Genomic DNA, 5,697 nt, shown 5'->3' with positions numbered 1-5,697 from the left:
TGCTCAGGGCCGAGACTTCACGCAAGGCGAGCGTAAGACGGAAGCAAAAAATCGCAGGAATGAGCAGTGAATATCTGGAAACGGTACTCAATGCGGGTCTCAAAAAACTGGGTGAAATTTAACAAAATGTTCACGCTCTCACCCTGTCAGTACCCCTGAGAGACCCCAGGTCAATGCATATGCGATTTGTGATGCATTTATCAATGATGCAGTGCGGTATTCACAAATGGATACAATGCATCTAACAACACTGCGCTCACAGGTAATGGCTGCGAAAGATCTAGCATTTTTTGAACGGTTGTTTTCGACGACATCAGACAAATTGCTCCGCGCCTATTCTGCCCATAGCATCAAACAGGCTCGTGAAATGGCTTTTCGCGATACACGGCAGTGGGAGCTGTTGTTGCTAGATATCGGCATCAAGATGCATGGACGACCCGCTAGTGAGTTGTGGAACACCTATTATCTGGCCTGCCGAGAGACACTATTGTAATACCATCACTATCTAAGATGCCCCCTCGCTCGGGGCTGTTGTGGCACTACAATAGAGATACTCTAGGTATCAAACAGTGCATTTGCGGTGAAATGAAATCGAACTCAGTAGACCAACATCAGCCGTTGTCAGCTGACAACGGTCTGCATCAGCAGCTCATCTCGAAACCGTTCCCCGGTAATGTTAGAAATGGGATGATGTGAGCGCGATAAGGAGCAAGGCGTTTACGTTGGCCAGAATGGCTGTGCCACTTCGCCGGAATACGCACCGAAAGAGATGTTGAACCACAAGGTAGCCCCAAGCAAGGATTCTCACTTGAGGCTAACCGTAGTGACACTATGATTTTCCACGGTATTACCGGGAAGTCCTATATAGTTAGGCTCTCGGAAAGATTGAGCTCAATTAGAGCACACACTTAGTCCGTTTCGTTATTTAAGCTGCTCGATGTATTGCCGAACGCAATCGACAACAACATTCATTTTGCTCCGGTATTCGGAATGAATAAACTTCATGCTTATTACCTCTCCGGTGTCAATTGTTACATCAACATAGTTTGCAGAGGAGAGCTCTATTTTTTTAATTTCTTGGAAGCAAACCTCAGTATCGCTTCCTGCATGTCCATATGAGATAAGACCATTATCTAGTACAGCAAAACCTGAGCTACCACTCTTGAACAAAGTGGTATCAAAAAGCATCTGACAGTTATAGTGACCGGTTTTGTCACCCATCTTTTCTCCTTGTTTTGTGCCGATGAGGTCCATACCATGGACAATTCTCTTACCTTCACTGAGATATTCGACATAGGGGTAGAATATGTCATCAAAGTCGATGATTTTTTTTGGCTGATTATAGTTTTTTTCTACTACATCCTTGCTATCGCTAACTGACAAGGGCTGCTCATTATTCAAAGTGGGCAACTCGGAGGGTTCGAAAGAAATTGGATCTTGGATAAAAGCACGTTGTTGTATCAGCTGTAATACTTTAACCCGCATTATTTCATAGACGTAGTTTATAGCCGCTCGTTCACTTTGTTTCTGACGTTTATAGAGGTCTTTGATCACAATATTCTGATCTAACTCAGTGAATTTTTTAAAAACAAGAGCTGCCTCATTATCAGTTAGACCATGCTCATCACAGATTTCTGTGAAAGCATCATGAATGTAGTGCCTAAGCGCAAGGGAGTCATCATCGACAATTCCGTCGATAGCACCAGAAACGAGGAAGCGCATAATGCCGCTACCTAGGCTAGAGCCAACAACCCCGCCAAGTACGCCGCCTATTACCGTCCCAACTACTGGAATAACGCTTCCTAATGATGCTCCAGTAGAGGCACCAGACATAAAACCAGCCGTCCCACCCACAGCCTCGCCCGCTGAAGTGATTATTTTTTTGCTGAATTGACCACCAGATATACGGTCATTGAACAGGTCTGAGAAATGCTTTCTAGATGACCAACCCACGCCGACCGCAATACCAAGAGCAGTCCCTCGGAGGTACTTACTGGCAGCATTTTTGGCGGCCGCACCGCTCAGGCTACTGCCACTGACTGAATTAATTAGTTTGGCTGACAGTTCAGAACCAAGTTGCTTGGTGATCGCATTTGCACCAGCTTTAAATAATTTATCAGCTCCAGCCTTTTGTAACTGGGACACAAGCAGTGAATTCACATAGGTATCTGCGCCGACGCTTAAACTGACGTCAATGGCTGAACTTAATGCCGCCTTGTAATCTTTGCCATCCCATATTTCTTTGGCAAACGCCATGGTGGCCGATATACCCATCGTTGAACTGGAAGTAATAATTCCATTCACCGAGTCGAAGGCAAGACTTTCCAATGTGCCGAATTTCACGACCTTCTTGGCCTGTTCATAGCTGAAGTGGCCTTTTTTAATCAAACTATCCGCATCATAGCCAGGAGGAATCCCCTCAATCTCACCATTCAAAATTCGCTCATTAAGCAGTAATTTGGCTTTATCGTATTGATCACTTGGTACTTCAATCGACATTGGCTTCCCATCAGGATTTCTGTACCGCCAACGTTTATTTTCGATAGCAGCACTTACCGTTGCGCTGGGAGTTTGGTAGTATTTAGTTTGATAATAGGTGCCATTAACCAACCGATCTGGCCCATCCTTCATGTTATCGTCACCGACGATCTGAGCATCCTTCATCAATAAATGGTCAGCCAAGTTATTTATTTTTTCTGCCGCAAACCCATGCCCCTGTGAACCTTGTAACTTTATATTCTCGCTGTACAGAAGAGATGTTTCACTTCGAATTAATGCCCCATGACCATCTACGCATTCCTTTTCCGCTTCGGTATCTTTAACATTGTTCATTTAATAACCCCATAGAGACCCTAGTGAATATGCAAAGCTATACCAAGTATCTATGCAACTCACAATAGGGGCTGGCAATTAATGACAGCCCAGCGGCTTATGCCACTGAAATTGATGACGATCGTCGCCTCTCCGAACAGGAGACCTTCAAAGGCTTTCTGGAGAAACTGTGCGAACTGGATGGGCATAAGCAGATCGAACAACTGGTCTGGCAGGAGTTCTCGGGCAGTATCCGCATGCTGCTGGACACCCCTTTTGTGCTGCAAAGCTTCTGGGATTATCACAGCGGCAAGATAAGCGAAGCCCAGTGGAAAGATCGGCTGGCACAGGACAAGAAGATGGCGACCCTGGCACTCGCCAGCGGCAATACCCCGCAGTTGCTGGGTGTGGTGTTTAATCGCCTGTATACCTTACGCAACCAGTTGATCCATGGCGGTGCGACCTGGAACAGCTCGGTCAATCGCAAACAACTGAAGGATTGCGCCAACCTGCTCGGTAAACTGGTGCCGGTGATCATCGAGTTGATGATGGCCCATCCCGATACCCTGTGGGGGGATGCCTGTTATCCGGTGGTGGAAATGACAGGTTAATTCGTCACTAAGGGGTTATGGATCTCATCTTGATCAGCTAGGTAAAAGGCTCCCGCCAACATGCCATAGACAATGCAAATCCGGATATCTGCGCCTAGTAACACACCAAGCAGGGCTTCTCCATCTCGCAATGTGTCGCTATGCCAGAAACACCAGAGCGCAGCTTCGACCACATCGAGCCAATTACTTCGGCCAAGTTGATTACGTGATTTTCGGCGCCAGCTCCCCCTCATCACAGCGCCGGTGTTGGGGGACTTGGCAGCCAGTGCTCTCTGCTCCATAGCACTAAGGGTGAGTCCGTCAAGCTTGGCCTGTGCACTACCACGGCTTCCCCTCAACAGCTTGTCGAGTAGCAATGCCAATAACCGCATAGCATCACCACATGCAAGAGTAGTATCGTCATCCAGTAATGCAGCTGCGCCTGACATTAGTTGCTCCCGCCCTTGATAGATGGGCAGAACAGTACGATCCAACCGATACCGATCAATATGCAAAGCCAAACGTACTAATCTGCGCAACTCAGTACAAGGAAGCGATCCCCCGGTTTCCTTTAATAACACAGCATCATACCTGTTCTGTTCTTCTGCAATCACGGCTACAAGTTCGCCGACGTGCTTGGCCGGCAACAGGCAACAGATCCCCTTGATCAGTGGCATTGCCGCCTGACCCAATATCAGCGTTGAATTCATAGAACCTCAGTAACGATGGCGTTTGAAATGAGTAATGCTGTTGCTGACGGTAACGATCGCCCCCTTGGCAGGTCTGGTAGTGGCAATGCTGGCATTTGCATTTTTGGGTATCAGATCACCCCCTGCTTGCAGCCCACCTAGCACTGTGTGCTCTAAATAAGCCACTTGTCGCTTTGGTAATAATTGGAGTTGCTAGATATGAGCAAGGTGCCGTTGGCTGTGACGCCATTCCCTCCCAATGGCAAAAGACTTGGAATTGGCAGGTGATAACCAGCTTGCCATGCATGACCTACTCCCCTGACACCGCTTTATATGGACTCATTATATGTAGACTGTATACTCATGCCGATACTGGTTACATAAACATGTCGCATTTTGGAGCACGTATGGCACCCAAAGAGCTCACCTGGGATCAAACCCTGCGTTTTCGTCTGCTGGAGATCGTCTTGCAGTGGGAAGGACGGCTGACCACCAATCATTTGATGACCGCCTTCAATATCGGTCGCCAACAGGCGTCACGGGATATCAACCACTACCTGACCCACTACTCACCGGAAGGGTTGGTCTATGACAGAAGCCTGAAAGGATACAGACCCACAGAGCGCTTTGTGCCGCGCTTTAGTGAGGGAAAAGTAGATGAGTACCTGATGCTGCTACACCGTGAAAAGCAGCACCAGCGACAACATGAAGCGGGCCTGTTGACACTGCCGCTGATGGATCTGCGCTACGGCCACATCGAGATCCTGGATGTGCCAAACCGCCATATCGACCCGAAAATCGTGCGTGGCTTGGTGCAAGCGGCGCGCGGCCAACTGCGGGTCGATGTCGATTACGTATCCCTCAGTTCAGAGGAGCAGAGTGGCCGCAATATCGTGCCTCACACTCTGGTCTATGACGGGATCCGCTGGCACGTACGTGCCTACTGCGAGAAGAAAGGGGAATATCTGGACTTTGTGATGAGTCGTTTTCGGGGCGAACCGGATCTGCTGGATGCCTCCCCTCACGGCCGGGAGCAGGATCTGGAGTGGAACACTCAAGTGACCGCTGTAGTCGTTCCCAATCCCGGGCTCAGTGAAGGACAACAGGCCATCATTGCCAAAGACTATGCCATGACAGGGGACCAACTGTTGATTAACCAGCGCATCCCTTTGATGCACTACGCATTGGAGCGGATGCAGGTGAGCTATAACGGTGAACACCAACAACATCCCTTGCTCTACCCGCTGGTACTGGCCAACCGGGAGGAACTCATCGAGCAAGGCTGTACCTTCAAGCTCAAGAGTGCAGATTTGTTTAATGTCGTGGTCAACTAAAATCGCAACCAAGTTCTAGGACAAGGGGCAGTCCAAGTTTCCACTGAGCGGTACCATGACCTAATGTCAGTCAGCTAAGCCTGACTGACATTGTTTTACTGACTGTTTCACCACCCTGAAAATCCCGCCCCTAACAAGCTCGATTGTCGGCTGACAACGGGCTGATCTGCACCAGAGAACCCGCTGGCCGGAACTGCTACAGGTATCGTGAAATGGAATGCTGGCCCAGGCAAACATCGATTGTCGGCTGACAACGGGCTGATCTGCACCAGA

At 48.6% G+C, this 5,697-nt stretch carries 5 protein-coding genes and 1 pseudogene; 4 read left to right on the top strand and 2 right to left on the bottom strand.

All coding sequences use genetic code 11. The features are described 5' to 3' along the window. Positions 1-122 (top strand): annotated as a pseudogene (locus J9892_RS19420) (ISAs1 family transposase); the annotation flags it as partial. Between the two features lie 104 nt (positions 123-226). Next, entirely contained in the window at positions 227-493 is a 267-nt protein-coding gene (locus tag J9892_RS19415) for a hypothetical protein (RefSeq protein WP_210538747.1), read from the top strand. Positions 494-921: 428 nt separating this feature from the next. Here J9892_RS19415 and J9892_RS19410 read toward each other — a convergent pair whose 3' ends face one another. Next, positions 922-2,832, bottom strand: coding sequence for a hypothetical protein (locus J9892_RS19410; RefSeq protein WP_202015731.1), 1,911 nt, complete (start codon positions 2,830-2,832; stop codon positions 922-924). Positions 2,833-3,068: 236 nt separating this feature from the next. Here J9892_RS19410 and J9892_RS19405 point away from each other — a divergent pair, with 236 nt between their 5' ends. Continuing rightward, on the top strand, positions 3,069-3,422 hold the full coding sequence (locus J9892_RS19405) for a hypothetical protein (RefSeq protein ID WP_202015729.1): 354 nt from the start codon (positions 3,069-3,071) through the stop codon (positions 3,420-3,422). On the opposite strand, the gene J9892_RS24775 is transcribed toward J9892_RS19405, so the two are convergent. Beyond that, positions 3,419-4,111: an ADP-ribosylglycohydrolase gene (locus J9892_RS24775; protein ID WP_234921247.1), complete on the bottom strand. Its 693-nt coding sequence runs from the start codon at positions 4,109-4,111 to the stop codon at positions 3,419-3,421. The genes J9892_RS19405 and J9892_RS24775 overlap by 4 nt on opposite strands. A gap of 386 nt (positions 4,112-4,497) precedes the next feature. Between J9892_RS24775 and J9892_RS19395 the strand changes: the two genes are divergently transcribed. Beyond that, positions 4,498-5,424 (top strand): WYL domain-containing protein, encoded by a 927-nt coding sequence (locus J9892_RS19395; RefSeq protein WP_202015727.1) that lies wholly within the window; start codon positions 4,498-4,500, stop codon positions 5,422-5,424. Positions 5,425-5,697: the final 273 nt, after the last annotated feature.

This window comes from Aeromonas sp. Prich7-2 (assembly GCF_017939255.1).
Lineage (GTDB): Bacteria > Pseudomonadota > Gammaproteobacteria > Enterobacterales > Aeromonadaceae > Aeromonas > Aeromonas caviae.
Note: the sequence above shows the minus strand (reverse complement) of the source record. Positions and strands in the feature narration are given on the sequence as shown.

What these genes read in the sequence shown, in the direction of transcription:
- J9892_RS19415 (WP_210538747.1), top strand. Translation starts at nt 227, where the DNA reads ATGGATACAATGCATCTAACAACACTGCGCTCACAGGTAATGGCTGCG.
- J9892_RS19410 (WP_202015731.1), bottom strand. Translation starts at nt 2,832, where the DNA reads ATGAACAATGTTAAAGATACCGAAGCGGAAAAGGAATGCGTAGATGGT.
- J9892_RS19405 (WP_202015729.1), top strand. Translation starts at nt 3,069, where the DNA reads ATGCTGCTGGACACCCCTTTTGTGCTGCAAAGCTTCTGGGATTATCAC.
- J9892_RS24775 (WP_234921247.1), bottom strand. Translation starts at nt 4,111, where the DNA reads ATGAATTCAACGCTGATATTGGGTCAGGCGGCAATGCCACTGATCAAG.
- J9892_RS19395 (WP_202015727.1), top strand. Translation starts at nt 4,498, where the DNA reads ATGGCACCCAAAGAGCTCACCTGGGATCAAACCCTGCGTTTTCGTCTG.